This is a genomic window from Streptomyces europaeiscabiei (assembly GCF_001550375.1).
In the GTDB taxonomy this organism is placed as follows: domain Bacteria; phylum Actinomycetota; class Actinomycetes; order Streptomycetales; family Streptomycetaceae; genus Streptomyces; species Streptomyces europaeiscabiei.
Genome location: NZ_LRTR01000215.1, coordinates 1 through 13,568 on the forward strand (window position 1 = coordinate 1; position 13,568 = coordinate 13,568).

At 70.9% G+C, this 13,568-nt stretch carries 12 protein-coding genes and 1 pseudogene; 8 read left to right on the forward strand and 5 right to left on the reverse strand.

The genetic code is table 11. The annotated features are described in order from the left end of the window. The 3 genes from AWZ10_RS10590 to AWZ10_RS10600 form a co-directional block, all read right to left on the reverse strand. The coding region (locus tag AWZ10_RS10590) for an NADH-quinone oxidoreductase subunit C (protein WP_167365938.1) at positions 1 to 608 on the reverse strand (608 nt) is incomplete at its 3' end. Beyond that, positions 605 to 1,303: an NADH-quinone oxidoreductase subunit B gene (locus AWZ10_RS10595; RefSeq protein WP_046710098.1), complete on the reverse strand. Its 699-nt coding sequence runs from the start codon at positions 1,301 to 1,303 to the stop codon at positions 605 to 607. The genes AWZ10_RS10595 and AWZ10_RS10590, both read right to left, overlap by 4 nt. Beyond that, on the reverse strand, positions 1,294 to 1,737 hold the full coding sequence (locus AWZ10_RS10600; protein ID WP_060890939.1) for an NADH-quinone oxidoreductase subunit A: 444 nt from the start codon (positions 1,735 to 1,737) through the stop codon (positions 1,294 to 1,296). The genes AWZ10_RS10595 and AWZ10_RS10600 overlap by 10 nt, the downstream gene beginning before the upstream one ends. Positions 1,738 to 1,947: 210 nt before the next feature. Here AWZ10_RS10600 and AWZ10_RS10605 point away from each other — a divergent pair, with 210 nt between their 5' ends. From AWZ10_RS10605 to AWZ10_RS10625, 5 genes are all read left to right on the forward strand, one after another. Beyond that, the gene (locus tag AWZ10_RS10605; RefSeq protein ID WP_060890940.1) at positions 1,948 to 3,195 is read left to right on the forward strand and encodes a sensor histidine kinase; all 1,248 of its coding nucleotides are present in this window, start codon (positions 1,948 to 1,950) and stop codon (positions 3,193 to 3,195) included. Positions 3,196 to 3,477: 282 nt separating this feature from the next. Beyond that, positions 3,478 to 4,809 (forward strand): sensor histidine kinase, encoded by a 1,332-nt coding sequence (locus AWZ10_RS10610; RefSeq protein WP_060890941.1) that lies wholly within the window; start codon positions 3,478 to 3,480, stop codon positions 4,807 to 4,809. 667 nt (positions 4,810 to 5,476) lie between these two features. Beyond that, on the forward strand, positions 5,477 to 6,136 hold the full coding sequence (locus AWZ10_RS10615; RefSeq protein ID WP_279616620.1) for a LuxR C-terminal-related transcriptional regulator: 660 nt from the start codon (positions 5,477 to 5,479) through the stop codon (positions 6,134 to 6,136). Positions 6,137 to 6,420: 284 nt separating this feature from the next. Further along, complete coding sequence (locus tag AWZ10_RS10620; RefSeq protein ID WP_046708481.1) at positions 6,421 to 8,358, forward strand: 2-oxoacid:acceptor oxidoreductase subunit alpha; 1,938 nt, start codon at positions 6,421 to 6,423, stop codon at positions 8,356 to 8,358. Beyond that, entirely contained in the window at positions 8,351 to 9,439 is a 1,089-nt protein-coding gene (locus AWZ10_RS10625) for a 2-oxoacid:ferredoxin oxidoreductase subunit beta (protein WP_037693821.1), read from the forward strand. The genes AWZ10_RS10620 and AWZ10_RS10625 overlap by 8 nt, the downstream gene beginning before the upstream one ends. 117 nt (positions 9,440 to 9,556) lie before the next feature. On the opposite strand, the gene AWZ10_RS10630 is transcribed toward AWZ10_RS10625, so the two are convergent. Beyond that, a complete protein-coding gene (locus AWZ10_RS10630; RefSeq protein ID WP_173531658.1) occupies positions 9,557 to 9,952 on the reverse strand; it encodes a winged helix-turn-helix transcriptional regulator in 396 nt (131 codons plus the stop codon). 94 nt (positions 9,953 to 10,046) lie between these two features. On the opposite strand from AWZ10_RS10630, the gene AWZ10_RS10635 reads away from it, so the two are divergent. The 3 genes from AWZ10_RS10635 (at position 10,047) to AWZ10_RS10645 (ending at position 13,200) form a co-directional block, all read left to right on the forward strand. Beyond that, positions 10,047 to 10,901, forward strand: coding sequence for an SDR family oxidoreductase (locus tag AWZ10_RS10635; RefSeq protein WP_046708483.1), 855 nt, complete (start codon positions 10,047 to 10,049; stop codon positions 10,899 to 10,901). Positions 10,902 to 11,164: 263 nt separating this feature from the next. Beyond that, entirely contained in the window at positions 11,165 to 12,124 is a 960-nt protein-coding gene (gene rarD, locus AWZ10_RS10640) for an EamA family transporter RarD (protein ID WP_046708484.1), read from the forward strand. 119 nt (positions 12,125 to 12,243) lie between these two features. Next, a complete protein-coding gene (locus tag AWZ10_RS10645; RefSeq protein ID WP_060890943.1) occupies positions 12,244 to 13,200 on the forward strand; it encodes a M28 family metallopeptidase in 957 nt (318 codons plus the stop codon). A gap of 51 nt (positions 13,201 to 13,251) precedes the next feature. On the opposite strand, the pseudogene AWZ10_RS50075 reads toward AWZ10_RS10645, so the two are convergent. Beyond that, a pseudogene (locus AWZ10_RS50075) lies at positions 13,252 to 13,568 on the reverse strand (hypothetical protein); the annotation flags it as partial.

Below are 13,568 nucleotides of genomic sequence, written 5' to 3' on the forward strand. Positions count from 1 at the left end.
GCACCTCGGGCCGGGCGGGCCGGGGCCGGGGGGAGCTGGCCCTTGAGGGGGCCCCATTCGTTGGGGTCGGGGACGCCGGGCGGGAGCATCTGGCGGCGTTTGGGGGCGCCGTGCCCCGCTCCCGCCGCAGACTCGCCCGGTTCCTTGGCGCCCGGCCAGGCCTTGGCCACGCGGGCCGCGAGGACGAAGTCCTTGCGGAGGGGGTGGCCCTCGAAGGTCTCGGGGAGGAGGAGGTGGTCCAGGGCGGGGTGGCCCTCGAAGCGGACGCCGAACATTTCGTGGGTCTCGCGTTCGTGCCAGGCCGCGCCGGCGTAGATGTCGACGGCGGTCGGCAGGACCGGGGCCTCGTGGGGAACCGTCGTACGCACGAGGAGGCGGCGGACCGGGGCCAGGGCCACCACATGGGCCGCCACACGGAAGCCCGTGCCCGGTTCGTCGACCGCGCTCAGCCAGTCGAAATAGGTGCAGCCCAGGGTGGAGCGGGCCGTGCGCAGCGCCTGGGTCCAGGATGCGGACGGGACGTCCACGGTGAGGACGCCGTACGACTCCTCGGCCGTGGCCTCCGGGCCGAAGAGCTCCTCGGCGGGGGCGGGCAGCCAGCCGGTCACTTGTCCCCCACTTCAGCGCCGTCGCCGGTGGCCGTTCCGGCGGCATCGGCATCGGCATCGGCCGCCGGTGGCTTCACCAAGCCGCTCTGCAGGGCCGCCGTGGACGGGCGGGGGCCCGCCGCAGCGTGGCCTGTCGTGCCGGGGCCGTTGCCGTAGCGCTCCCCCAGGGACTCCCGGGCGATCTTCTCCTGGAGTTTCAGGATGCCCTGGAGGAGAGCCTCCGGGCGGGGCGGGCAGCCGGGGACGTAGACGTCGACGGGGATGATCTGGTCGACGCCCTTGGTGACCGAGTAGGAGTCCCAGTAGGGGCCGCCGCAGTTGCTGCACGCGCCGAAGGAGATGACGTACTTCGGCTCAGGCATCTGTTCGTAGAGGCGCTTGACCGCCGGGGCCATCTTGTCCGTGACCGTGCCCGACACCACCATCAGGTCGGCCTGGCGCGGGCCGGGCGCGAACGGGATGACGCCGAGGCGGATGAAGTCGTGGCGGGCCATGGACGCGGCGATGAACTCGATCGCGCAGCAGGCGAGGCCGAAGTTGAAGACCCAGAGGGAGTAACGGCGGCCCCAGTTGAGGATCACCTTCATCGGCTCGGGCGCGAGACGGGCGAGGGCGCCCAGCCGTTTCGGCTCCGGGAGGAGAACGGGCTGCGTGGCGCCCGCCTGCGGCGGGTTCGTTTCTGGCGTCACGTCCATGCCAGGACGCCCTTCTTGTATGCGTAGAGCAGGCCCACGGCGAGGAACCCGAGGAAGACGAACATCTCGACGAGGGTCGTCGCGCCGTAGCCGGGGTCGGCGAAGACCGTCGCCCAGGGGAAGAGGAAGATCGAGTCGATGGCAAAGATGACGTAGAGGAAGGCGTAGACGTAGTAGCGGACCTGGGTGTGGGCCCAGCCCTCGCCGACGGGGTCGACGCCGCACTCGTACGTCAGGAGCTTCTCCCGGGTGGGGACCTCGGGCCGCAGCAGGCGTCCCGCGCCGAAGGCGACGGCGACGAAGAGCACGCCCACGGCGGCGAGCAGTCCGACCACCGAGTAGGACTGGAAGTAGTCCGCCGCTACGCCGACGGTCGATTCCGTTGCTACGCCGACGGTCGATTCCGCCGCTACGGCGACGGTCGGTTCCGGCACGTCCGTCCCTCGCTCCCTGGCCTGGCGATTCGTACGTACGTGATGCGGACGCCGTACGTGCTTCGCTGTTCGACGATCTGTACGCACGGGAGTCTAGGCCCTGCTAAAGAGACCGTAAGCGCAGGATCAGGTGGGGTGGGGTTTTCCCCAGGGTGGCCGGGGAGGTCCGCCTCATGGCGCGGGGCGGGGGCGGGCGGGCAGGGTGGTGGCATGACCGAATCCCTCTCTTCCCCGGCCGGCTCCGGGCGGCCGTACGGTCGTCCGCTGCCCTCCAGCCAGACGCCCTCCGATCCCCTGCCGCCCGCGCAGTTCGCGTTCGGGGGGCAGACGTGGCGGGAGATCGCGCATCTGCTGGCGAACCTGCCGCTCGCGGTGTTCGGGTTCGTGTACGTGATGACGGTGCTGTTCACCAGTGCCTTGCTGACGTTGACGGTCATCGGTTTTCCGCTGCTCGCCGCCGCGTTGATGGGGGCCCGGCAGCTGGGGCGGCTGGAGCGGATACGGGCGCGGGCGCTGCTGCGGGTGCGGGTGGACGAGCCGAGTCCGCTGCCGTTCCGTGGCAGCGGACGGCGGGCGGACGAGGGGTTCTTCGCGCAGGTGTGGATGAGCGTGAAGGATCCGGTCGGCTGGCGTTCGATGCTGTACGAGCTGATCCGGATGCCGTGGGCCGTCGCGACGTTCGTCATCACCCTCACGGGGCTGTTCGTGGCGTGGCCGGTGCTGCCGTACATCGTGCGGGGGCTGACGAACGTGGACCGGGTGATGGTGCGGTCGCTGTTGTCGCCCTCCGACGAACTGGAGCGGCGGATCGCGGAGCTGGAGTCCGACCGGGGGGTCGTCGTCGACACGGCCGCGGCCGATATGCGGCGGATCGAGCGGGATCTGCACGACGGGGCGCAGGCGCGGCTGGTGAATCTGGCGATGGGGCTCGGGCTCGCCAAGGAGAAGCTGCTGGAGGATCCCGACGCGGCCGCCTCGATGGTGGACGAGGCGCACGGTGAGGTGAAGCTGGCGTTGCAGGAGCTGCGGGATCTGGCGCGGGGGATCCATCCGGCGGTGCTGACGGATCGGGGGCTCGACGCGGCGTTGTCGTCGGTCGCGGCGCGGTGTGTCGCGCCGGTGAAGGTGAGCGTCGATCTGGCGGCGCGGCCTGCCGCCGCCATCGAGGGCATCGCGTACTTCACCGTGTCCGAGCTGCTGCAGAACATCAGCAAACACAGTGGGGCGAAGGCCGCCTCGGTGGAGGTCTGGCGTTCCGACGACCGGCTGCTGATTCAGGTGTGGGACGACGGGCGCGGGGGCGCGCGGCTCGATGGGGGCACCGGTATCGCCGGGCTCGCGGAGCGGCTCGACGCGGTCGACGGACTGTTCGTCATCGACTCTCCGGTGGGTGGGCCCACGACTGTCACGGCGGAGTTGCCCTGGCGTGGACGGGGTGCGGGTACCTCCGGCGGTTGACCGGGGTGTGTTCGCGGTCGGGTGCCTCGGGGCGAGGGGTTCTTCGCCCTGGGCGCCCGTTCGCCTTTTCGCCGTGGGGTGTCGCGTCGTGGGCGGGGGCCGGTTCGTGGTGGTTGCTCGCGCGGTTCCCCGTGCTCCTTCCGGGGCGCGGCTCTGGTTGCGCGGGGTGGGGAAAACCCCCGTATCGAGAGGCCGACTTGCTCCATGGTCCGCCAGGGCCGGGGCGAGCAGTGTGGGAGTACGACATCGGGAGTGCGGGACCAGTGAAGGCGGGCGACGGTGATGGCCACGGAGTACGGGCACGGATACGGGAGTTGGGGCGAGGAGCGGCGGCGCCGGATGCCGGCCGGGTTGCGGGCGCCGTTCGAGGCGCGCAGCTGGCGGGAGTTCGGGTATGTGCTGCTGGGGCTGCCGGTCGGGATCCTGTTGTTCACGTACGCCGTGACGATGGTGTCGGTCGGCGCGGGGCTGCTGGTCACGTTCCTCGGGGTGCCGGTGCTGGCGGCGGGGCTGGCCGGGTGCCGGGGGTTCGGCGCGCTGGAGCGGGTGCGGGCGCGGGCGTTGCTCGGGGTGGAGGTGGCCGCGCCGGAGCCGCTGCGGCCGAAGGGGCGCGGGGCGATGGCGTGGATGGGGGCCGTGCTGCGCAGCGGGTCGTCGTGGCGGCAGCTGCTGTACGCGGTCGTGCAGTTCCCGTGGTCGGTGTTCTCGTTCGTGGTGGCGGTGACCTTCTGGACGTACGGGTGGGCGCTGCTGACGTATCCGCTGTGGTTCTGGGTCTTCCCCGTGTGGGCCGGGCAGGACGGGTTGCAGTTGTACGGGGACGAGACGCACTCCGTGTACCTGAACAACCCGTTCGAGGTGACCGTGACCGCGCTGGTGGGGCTGCTCTTCACGATGGCCACGCCGTGGATCCTGCGGGGGCTGACGATGGTCGACCGGGGGATGGTGAGCGCGCTGCTCGGGCCGTCGCGGCTGGGGGCGCGGGTGGTCGAGCTGGAGTCGGACCGGGGGGTCGTGATCGACACCGCCGCGGCTGATCTGCGGCGGATCGAGCGGGATCTGCACGACGGGGCGCAGGCGCGGCTGGTGGCGTTGGCCATGGATCTGGGGCTGGCGAAGGAGAAGCTGGCGGAGGACCCGCGGGCGGCGGCGGTGATGGTGGACTCGGCGCACGGTGAGGTGAAGACGGCGCTGCAGGAGTTGCGGGATCTCGCGCGGGGCATCCATCCGGCCGTGCTGACCGACCGGGGGCTCGACGCGGCGCTGTCGTCGGTCGCCTCGCGGTGTGCGGTGACGGTGGTGGTGGACGTGGACCTGCCGGCACGGCCGGTGCCGGCGATCGAGGGCATCGCGTACTTCACCGTCTCCGAGCTGCTGCAGAACGTCAGCAAGCACGCGGGGGCCTCACGGGCGACCGTGGATGTGTGGAAGGTCGAGAACCGCCTGATGCTGCAGGTCACCGACGACGGCGTGGGCGGCGCCGACACCGGGCTCGGCTCCGGCCTGGCGGGGCTGGCCGAGCGGATCGGAGCGGTCGACGGCATCCTCGTCGTCGACTCGCCGGCCGGGGGGCCGACCCGGGTGACCGCGGAGCTGCCGTGGCGGGCGGCCTGACGGGGGACGGCAAAACGCCAGGGTGACGGCAGGAGGCGGGAGTTCCGCGGCAGCGATTCACGGGTGACGCGGCAGCCGGGCGGCCGACTGGGCGGCAGACCGACGGGGCGCGCAAGCCAAGCGTGGGTGACGTGACAGCCGGGCGGCCGACTGGGCGGCAGGCCGACGGGCCACGCAAGCCAAGCGTGGGTGACGCGGCAGCCATGCAGGGGTGGCACGGAACCGGGGGCGCGCGAGGCCTGCGCCGAGAATCACGCGAGGCCCGTGCCCACGTATGCCCACGTAGCGCCAAGGATGTCCCGCGAGCGCGTCCAGGGCTTACCGCCCTTGGGCGCGCTTCCGTGTTCTCGTCTGGACTCCCCGGTTCCCGTCTCCTCGGCCCTGGACCCACCCGGCCCCCGGCCCGGCCCCTCCGAGCCGCCCCCACCCCCACCCTCCTCCCTCCGAGCGGAGCGCCCGGCGCTGAACCCCCTGTCCGGTGGGGCGAGGGCGGCATTCGGCCAGTTCGGCCAGTTCGTGGGGTGTTCCTGCCCCTGTTTTCCGGTCGGCGCGGCGCCCGGGCGTTCCGATGCTGGAATGCTGGGGCTGTCGTACGGGGCGGGCCCGGAGCACGGGCCGACCGGGGGTGGGTGTGGGTGTCGTGGGGGGACAAGGCGTGGAGGACAGGGTGCGGGTGGTCATCGCCGAGGATTCGGTGCTGTTGCGGGAGGGACTGACGCGACTGCTGACCGACCGGGGGCACGACGTCGTGGCGGGGGTCGGGGACGGCAACGCGCTGATCAAGACGATCACGGAGTTCGCGGCGCAGGGCGACCTCCCGGACGTGGTCGTGGCGGATGTGTGGATGCCGCCGACGCACACCGACGAAGGCGTGCGGGCCGCCGTACAGCTGCGGAAGCAGCATCCGGAGCTGGGGGTGCTCGTGCTGTCGCAGTACGTGGAGGAGCGCTACGCCACCGAACTGCTCGCGGGGTCCAGCCGCGGCGTCGGGTACCTGCTGAAGGACCGGGTGGCCGAGGTGCGGGAGTTCGTGGACGCGGTGGTGCGGGTGGCGCGGGGCGGTACGGCGCTGGACCCGGAGGTGGTCGCGCAGCTGCTCGGGCGGAGCCGGAAGCAGGACGTGGTCGCGGGGCTCACCCCGCGGGAGCGTGAGGTGCTGGGGCTGATGGCGGAGGGGCGGACCAACTCGGCGATCGCCCGGCAGCTCGTCGTCAGCGACGGGGCCGTCGAGAAGCACGTCAGCAATATCTTCCTGAAGCTCGGGCTGTCCCCGAGCGACGGGGACCACCGGCGTGTTCTGGCGGTGCTCACCTACCTCAATTCATGACCATCTGACACTGTGTCAGTAGGTGGTCGATCGCTCGCCCGGCTTCCGCACCCGCCCCCGCCGCTCTCCGCCCGGCCCGAGAACCGCCGGTCGGCGCTGTGCGTCTTCGAAGGAAGCGACAGCGACGGGTAAATCATGACAAGTCAGGGCGGTCGGCGGTCTCGAAACAGCGTCCAGCGGGCGAAAGCTAAGGGGATCGCCACCCTTGCCGACGTAGGGTTGGTCTTGGGAGGGCCGGCGGGACGGCCGTTCCCGGACAGCCGCCCCAAGGGAGGTCCAGTTCAGTGACCAGCCAGGTCAGCAGCCCAGCGGAGCAGGCCGACGAGGCCGCTCTGGGAGAACTGAGGGAACAGCGCAAACCGGCGGGGACGAAGGACGTCCGCCGACTCGATCGGGTGATCATTCGGTTCGCCGGGGACTCCGGTGACGGGATGCAGCTCACCGGAGACCGCTTCACCTCCGAGACCGCGTCCTTCGGCAACGACCTCTCCACCCTGCCGAACTTCCCCGCCGAGATCCGCGCCCCCGCCGGCACCCTGCCGGGTGTGTCCAGCTTCCAGCTGCACTTCGCCGACCACGACATCCTCACCCCGGGTGACGCGCCCAACGTGCTCGTCGCCATGAACCCGGCGGCCCTGAAGGCGAACATCGATGACGTGCCGCGCGGCGCGGAGATCATCGTCAACACGGACGAGTTCACCAAACGGGCGATGCAGAAGGTCGGTTACGCGACCAGCCCGCTGGAGGACGGGTCGCTGGACGGATACAGCGTCCATCCGGTGCCGCTGACCACCCTCACCGTCGAGGCCCTCAAGGAGTTCGACCTCAGCCGCAAGGAGGCCGAACGCAGCAAGAACATGTTCGCGCTCGGCCTGCTGTCGTGGATGTACCACCGGCCGACCGAGGGCACCGAGAAGTTCCTGGCGGCCAAGTTCGCCAAGAAGCCCGAGATCGCGGCCGCCAACCTCGCCGCCTTCCGCGCCGGGTGGAACTTCGGTGAGACGACCGAGGACTTCGCGGTCAGCTACGAGGTCGCGCCGGCCGCCACCGCCTTCCCCGTCGGCACGTACCGGAACATCTCCGGGAACCTGGCGCTGTCGTACGGGCTGATCGCGGCGTCCCGGCAGGCGGATCTGCCGCTGTACCTGGGCTCGTACCCGATCACGCCGGCCTCGGACATCCTGCACGAGCTGAGCCGGCACAAGAACTTCGGTGTGCGGACCTTCCAGGCCGAGGACGAGATCGCGGGGATCGGGGCCGCGCTGGGGGCCGCGTTCGGGGGTTCCCTGGCCGTGACCACCACGAGTGGTCCGGGCGTGGCACTCAAGTCGGAGACCATCGGGCTCGCCGTCTCGCTCGAACTGCCGCTGCTCGTCATCGACATCCAGCGCGGCGGGCCGTCCACCGGGCTGCCGACCAAGACCGAGCAGGCGGATCTGCTCCAGGCGATGTACGGCAGGAACGGGGAGGCACCGGTGCCGGTCGTCGCGCCGCGCACTCCGGCCGACTGTTTCGACGCGGCCATCGAGGCCGCCCGCATCGCGCTGAAGTACCGCACGCCCGTCTTCCTGCTGTCCGACGGCTACCTCGCCAACGGCAGCGAGCCGTGGCGCATCCCCGAGACCGACGAACTGCCGGATCTGACCGTGCAGTTCACCCAGGGGCCCAACCACACCCTCGACGACGGCACCGAGGTCTTCTGGCCCTACAAGCGCGACCCGCAGACGCTCGCCCGCCCCTGGGCGATCCCGGGCACGCCGGGGCTCGAACACCGGATCGGCGGCATCGAGAAGCAGGACGGCACGGGCAACATCTCGTACGACCCGGCCAACCACGACTTCATGGTGCGGACCCGGCAGGCGAAGATCGACGGGATCGACGTGCCCGACGTCGAGGTCGACGATCCGCACGAGGCCCGGACCCTGGTGCTGGGCTGGGGGTCGACCTACGGGCCGATCACGGCGGCGGTACGGCGGCTGCGTACGGCCGGGGAGTCCATCGCGCAGGCCCACCTGCGGCATCTCAACCCCTTCCCGCGGAATCTGGGTGCGGTGCTGAGGCGTTACGACAAGGTGGTGGTCCCCGAGATGAACCTCGGGCAACTCGCCATGCTCATCCGGGCGAAGTACCTGGTCGATGCCCAGTCGTACAACCAGGTGAACGGCATGCCGTTCAAGGCGGAGCAGCTCGCCACGGCTCTCAAGGAGGCCATCGATGGCTGAGAGGTCCACGGAAAGCGCGGGTACGGGCGCCACGATCGAGGCGCTCTCCCTCGTGCCCAAGGCCACGGCCCGGCAGTCCATGAAGGACTTCAAGTCCGACCAGGAAGTGCGCTGGTGCCCCGGCTGCGGTGACTACGCGATCCTCGCCGCCGTCCAGGGCTTCATGCCCGAACTCGGCCTGGCCCGGGAGAACATCGTCTTCGTCTCGGGCATCGGCTGCTCGTCCCGCTTCCCGTACTACATGGACACGTACGGGATGCACTCGATCCACGGGCGGGCGCCGGCGATCGCGACCGGGCTCGCCACCTCGCGGCGGGACCTGTCCGTCTGGGTGGTGACCGGTGACGGCGACGCGCTGTCCATCGGCGGCAATCACCTCATCCACGCCCTGCGCCGCAATGTGAACCTGAAGATCCTGCTCTTCAACAACCGCATCTACGGCCTGACGAAGGGCCAGTACTCCCCCACCTCCGAGGTCGGGAAGATCACCAAGTCGACGCCGATGGGGTCGCTGGACGCGCCCTTCAACCCGGTGTCGCTGGCGATCGGGGCGGAGGCGTCGTTCGTGGCGCGGACCGTCGACTCCGACCGCAAGCACCTGACGGAGGTGCTGCGGCAGGCCGCGGCCCACCCCGGTACGGCCCTGGTGGAGATCTACCAGAACTGCAACATCTTCAACGACAACGCCTTCGAGGTCCTCAAGGACCGGCAGCAGGCGGAGGAAGCCGTGATCCGGCTGGAGCACGGCGAGCAGATCCGGTTCGGGGCGGACCGCGCGCGGGGGGTCGTACGGGACGACGCGACCGGTGATCTGTTGGTCGTCACCGTCACGCCCGAGAACGAGTCGCGGGTCCTGGTCCACGACGCGCATGCCGCGTCCCCGACCACCGCGTTCGCGCTGTCGCGGCTCGCCGACCCGGACACCCTCCACCACACCCCGATCGGTGTCCTGCGGTCCGTCCGACGGCCCGTCTACGACACCCAGATGGCCGACCAACTCGACTCCGCCATCGAGCAGTTCGGCAAGGGTGACCTGTCGGCACTGCTGGCGGGCGGGGACACGTGGACGGTCGTCGGCTGAGGACGGACGGTCCGGCGCCGGTCGACTGAGGACGGACGGTCCGGCGCCGGTCGACTGAGGGCGGACGGTCCGGCGGCGGCCGGCTGAGGGCGGCCGCCCCCTGGGGCCCGGGTCGGTTCAGGCCCGGGCCTCGTCGTAGGCCTGCCGGGCCTCCTGGACGTCGTCCATGCGGTCCTTGGTCCAGGTCGCCAGGGCGCGTACCTGTTCGGCGGCCTCGCGGCCGAGGTCGGTGAGGGAGTAGTCGACGCGGGGCGGGATGACGGGCTTGGCGTCGCGGTGGACGAGGCCGTCGCGCTCCAGAGTCTGGAGGGTCTGGGTGAGCATCTTCTCGCTGACGCGGCCGATGGCCCGGCGCAGCTCGCTGAAGCGGTACGGCCGCTCCAGCAGCTCGATCAGGACGAGGACGCCCCAGCGGCTGGTGACGTGCTCCAGAACCAGTCGGTAGGGGCACAGGCCCTCGCCGTTCATGTCGTACTTGCTCGCGGGCTGCGTCGACACCTTACTTACGGCCATGCCAGTACCTTACTTCAAAGTGGGTACTTTCGCAGAGTTAGCGCACCCCCTAGGGTTAGTGAAGCATCCCGCCCCCCCCTGGAGGAGTTTCACCATGAGCATCGTCGTCACCGGAGCGACCGGACACCTCGGCAAGTTCGTCGTCGAGGGGCTGCTGGAGAAGGTCCCGGCCGAGCAGATCACGGCCGTCGTCCGCAGCGCCGAGAAGGCCGCGGGGTTCGCCGCGCGCGGCGTGAAGGTCGTCGTCGCCGACTACAACGCCCCCGAGACCTTCGACGGCGTCCTCGCCGCCGGTGACAAGGTGCTGCTGATCTCCGGCAGCGAGGTCGGCGGCGACCGGGTGGGCCAGCACAAGGTCGTGATCGACGCCGCCAAGGCGGCCGGGGTCGCGCTCCTCGCGTACACCAGCGCGCCGGGCAGCCTGAAGGCCGCGCTCGCGGACGACCACCGGGGCACCGAGGAGGCACTGCTCGCCTCCGGTCTGCCGTACGCCCTGCTGCGCAACGGCTGGTACAACGAGAACTACACCGAGCAGCTCGCGCCGGTGCTGGAGTACAACGCCGTCACGCACGCCGCCGGCGAGGGCCGGGTCTCCTCCGCGGCCCGCGCGGACTACGCGGCCGCCGCGGTCGCCGTGCTCACCGGTGAGGGCCACGAGAACCAGACGTACGAGCTCGGCGGCGACGTCGCCTGGAGCTTCGCCGAGTACGCGGCCGAGCTGAGCGGGCAGACCGGCAAGGAGATAGCGAACAACCCCGTCTCCGGCGATGCCCTGGTCGGCATCCTGACCGGCGCCGGGCTCCCCGAGGGCTTCGCCGCGATCCTCGCGGGCGTCGACGCGTCCGTCGAGAAGGGCGAGCTGGTCGTCTCCTCCGGCGACCTCTCCCGCCTCATCGGCCGTCCGACCACGCCGATCGCGGACTCGATCACGGTGGCACTGAAGGGCTGATCCTCCGCAGCCGTCACCCGGTGGTCGTGGCCGTGGCCGTCGCCGGACATCCCGGAGCCCCGGGGCCGCGCACCCCGTACACGAGCACCGAACTCCCCCTCGGGCCGGGCACCCCCGGCTGTCATGACCGTATGTCGATACGGGCATGACAGCCGGGGGTGCCCGGCGTTACCTTCGACAGGGCGTTCGTGACGACGTTCGCAAGGGCCTGAGTGCCTGAGGGCTGGGGGTCGCGACGGCGCGGCCGGCGAGAAGGAGGGGCCGTGGCTGCGCAGTCGAGGGGCGAACACCGGACAGGACTGCTGAACGGCTTCGCCGCGTACGGGATGTGGGGGATCGTCCCGCTCTTCTGGCCGCTGCTGAAGCCCTCCGGGGCGCTGGAGATACTCGCCCACCGCATGGTGTGGTCCCTCGCGGTCGTCGGCGTCGCGCTGCTGGTGCTGCGGCGCTGGTCCTGGGCCGGCGAACTGCTGCGGCAGCCGCGCAGGCTCGCCCTGGTCGCGGTCGCGGCGACGGTGATCACCGTGAACTGGGGCGTGTACATCTGGGCCGTCAACGCCCACCAGGTGGTCGAGGCCTCCCTCGGGTACTTCATCAACCCGCTCGTCACCATCGCCATCGGCGTCCTGCTGCTGAAGGAACGACTGCGGCCCGTCCAGTGGACGGCGGTCGGCATCGGCTTCGCGGCCGTCCTCGTCCTCACGATCGGGTACGGGCGGCCGCCGTGGATCTCCCTCTGCCTCGCCTTCTCCTTCGCCACGTACGGGCTCGTGAAGAAGAAGGTCAACCTCGGCGGCGTCGAGTCGCTCGCCGCGGAGACCGCGATCCAGTTCCTGCCCGCGCTGGCCTATCTGCTGTGGCTGGGGTCACGGGGAGACGCCACCTTCGGCCCGGAGGGGACGGTGCACGCCCTGCTCCTCGCCGCGACCGGTCTGGTGACCGCGCTGCCGCTGGTCTGCTTCGGGGCGGCCGCGATCCGGGTGCCGCTGTCCACGCTGGGACTGCTGCAGTACCTGGCGCCGGTGTTCCAGTTCCTGCTGGGTGTCTGGTACTTCGGCGAGGCCATGCCGCCCGAGCGGTGGGCGGGCTTCGCGCTGGTCTGGCTGGCGTTGTCGCTGCTGACCTGGGACGCGCTGCGGACGGCACGGGTCGCGCGGAGGCGGCTGGAGGAGTTGACCATCGCCGCCGCAGCCGCCGAGGCGCGAACCCCACTGGCCAAATAGCACCCTTGACGGAGAGTCAGTCCCGCCCGCACCATCCAGGCACCTCATTCACCGGGTTGACCATGGACACATCAACAGTGTCGTCCACGGCGGCCCCATGGAATTCGGAGCCCCCCACTATGAAGCTCTCTGTTCCAGCCACGGGACGCACCGCCCTCGCCGCCGCCGTCGGGGTGGCCACGCTGTTCACCACCGGGTCCATAGCCGGGGCGGCCCCCGCCCCGGACGTGGCGATCGCCGCCGCACCCGACCTCCCCGTGGCCAACGTCAAGGCCCACCTGACCCAGTTCCAGTCCATCGCCGCGGCCAACGGCGGCAACAGAGCCCACGGCCGCGCCGGCTACCTCGCGTCACTGAACTACGTGAAGGGCAAGCTCGACGCGGCGGGCTTCGTCACCACCACGCAGTCCTTCACGTCCGGCGGTCGCACCGGCTACAACCTGATCGCGGACTGGCCCGGCGGCGACACGAATCAGGTTGTCATGGCCGGTTCACATCTGGACAGTGTCACCACAGGTGCCGGCATCAACGACAACGGCTCGGGCTCGGCCGCGGTGCTGGAGGCCGCCCTGACCGTGTCCCGCACGAACTACCAGCCCACGAAGCACCTGCGGTTCGCCTGGTGGGGCGCGGAGGAGCTGGGCCTCGTCGGCTCCCGCAACTACGTCAACAACCTGTCCACCGCGAACCGGGCCCGCATCAGTGGTTACCTCAACTTCGACATGATCGGTTCGCCGAATCCCGGGTACTTCGTCTACGACGACAACCCCGTCATCGAGCAGACCTTCAAGGACTACTTCACGGGGATCGGTGTCCCGACCGAGATCGAGACCGAGGGGGACGGCCGCTCCGACCACGCGCCCTTCAAGAGCGCCGGCGTCCCCGTCGGCGGCCTCTTCACGGGCGCGAGCCGCGCGAAGACGGCCGCGCAGGTCACCAAGTGGGGCGGTACGTCCGGCCAGGCCTTCGACCGCTGCTACCACTCCTCCTGCGACAACACGTCCAACATCAACGACACGGCGCTCGACCGGAACAGTGATGCGCTGGCGTACGCGGTGTGGGAGCTGTCGGAGTAGAGGCGGCGCCTGTCGTAGGCAGTGCTTCGGGTGACGCGGTTCCGGGATCGGTCAGCGGCGTGGGCCCGCGGCCGGTCCCGGACCCGGAGGACCCTGCCCCTGCCCCTGCCTCTGTGCGGCGGGTGTTCGCGTGCGGGTGATCGCCGAGGTGCGTTCCGCCGCGAGCGCGTGGGTGTGGGCCGGGGTCGCGCTCGTCGACCGGAGACGGGACGCGACCGAGGCGGGCATGCGGGTGCCGTGGGCGAGGTCGGCGGCCGCTCCGGAGCGGAGGGCGCCGAGCCGGGCCAGGTGGCTCTGTCGCTGTTCCGGGCTGAGCGAGGCGACGTCGACACCCAGAGCGGCCCGTACGGCCGCGGGGAGCGTCGGAA

Coding starts and splice junctions, on each gene's coding strand:
- AWZ10_RS10595 (WP_046710098.1), bottom strand. CDS start 1,303: ATGGACGTGACGCCAGAAACGAACCCGCCGCAGGCGGGCGCCACGCAG.
- AWZ10_RS10605 (WP_060890940.1), top strand. CDS start 1,948: ATGACCGAATCCCTCTCTTCCCCGGCCGGCTCCGGGCGGCCGTACGGT.
- AWZ10_RS10610 (WP_060890941.1), top strand. CDS start 3,478: ATGGCCACGGAGTACGGGCACGGATACGGGAGTTGGGGCGAGGAGCGG.
- AWZ10_RS10625 (WP_037693821.1), top strand. CDS start 8,351: ATGGCTGAGAGGTCCACGGAAAGCGCGGGTACGGGCGCCACGATCGAG.
- AWZ10_RS10630 (WP_173531658.1), bottom strand. CDS start 9,952: ATGGCCGTAAGTAAGGTGTCGACGCAGCCCGCGAGCAAGTACGACATG.
- AWZ10_RS10635 (WP_046708483.1), top strand. CDS start 10,047: ATGAGCATCGTCGTCACCGGAGCGACCGGACACCTCGGCAAGTTCGTC.
- AWZ10_RS10645 (WP_060890943.1), top strand. CDS start 12,244: ATGAAGCTCTCTGTTCCAGCCACGGGACGCACCGCCCTCGCCGCCGCC.